This is a genomic window from Oleiphilus sp. HI0117 (genome assembly GCF_001635235.1).
In genome coordinates this window covers 1-918 of the sequence record NZ_LWGA01000082.1, presented here as the reverse complement: position 1 = coordinate 918, position 918 = coordinate 1, and the positions used below count along the sequence as shown (strand labels likewise).

At 41.4% G+C, this 918-nt stretch carries 1 protein-coding gene; it reads right to left on the bottom strand.

What is annotated here, in order from left to right; all coding sequences use genetic code 11:
* Positions 1-97: 97 nt before the first annotated feature.
* Positions 98-918 (bottom strand): glyceraldehyde-3-phosphate dehydrogenase (locus A3757_RS01225; RefSeq protein WP_156506084.1); only part of this gene is annotated, 821 nt, incomplete at its 5' end.

Here is a 918-nt window from a genome sequence, read left to right as displayed (position 1 = left end):
GGTAGACAAGATAAGTAAAGTAGTAAAAGTCAGCTTATACAAGAAAGAAAATAAAGGCGCCAACTGAACAGTTAGCGCCTGAAGGAAATATTAGACTCTAGCTCTTAGGGAAGACAGGATATTCTATGCCAGCCATTTGGTTGGCAATACGCACAACCTGCGCACTATAACCAAACTCGTTATCGTACCAAACATAAAGAACCAAACGCTTACCGCTTACGATAGTTGCATTCGAATCTACAATACCAGCACGACGTGAACCAACAAAGTCAGTTGAAACAACTTCATCTGAAGTCAGATAATCAATCTGCTTAGCCAAATCAGAATGCAGGGAAATATTACGCAAATAAGCATTCACATCTTCAACAGATGTAGCTTTTTCGATATTCAGATTTAGAATAGCCATTGAGACATTCGGAGTTGGAACACGAATCGCATTACCCGTCAAACGACCTTCCATCTTTGGAAGTGCCTTTGAAACAGCTTTTGCGGCACCTGTTTCAGTAATAACCATATTCAACGGAGCGCTACGACCACGACGACTACCTTTGTGATAGTTATCAATCAAGTTCTGGTCATTTGTGTAAGAATGGACAGTCTCTACGTGGCCATCAATGACACCAAATTCATCATCAATCGCCTTAAGAACAGGCGTAATAGCATTAGTTGTACAAGATGCTGCAGACAAAATCTGATCATCGTTTGCGATATCACCGTTATTGATGCCATAAACGATATTCTTAATGTCACCCTTACCTGGCGCAGTTAGAAGCACCTTAGCAACGCCTTTAGACTCAAGATGTCTACCTAGACCAGCTTCATCTCTCCAGATACCGGTATTATCAATAACGATTGCATTATTGATTCCGTATTGCGTGTAGTCGACCTGATCCGGACCGCCAGAATAAATTACCTGGA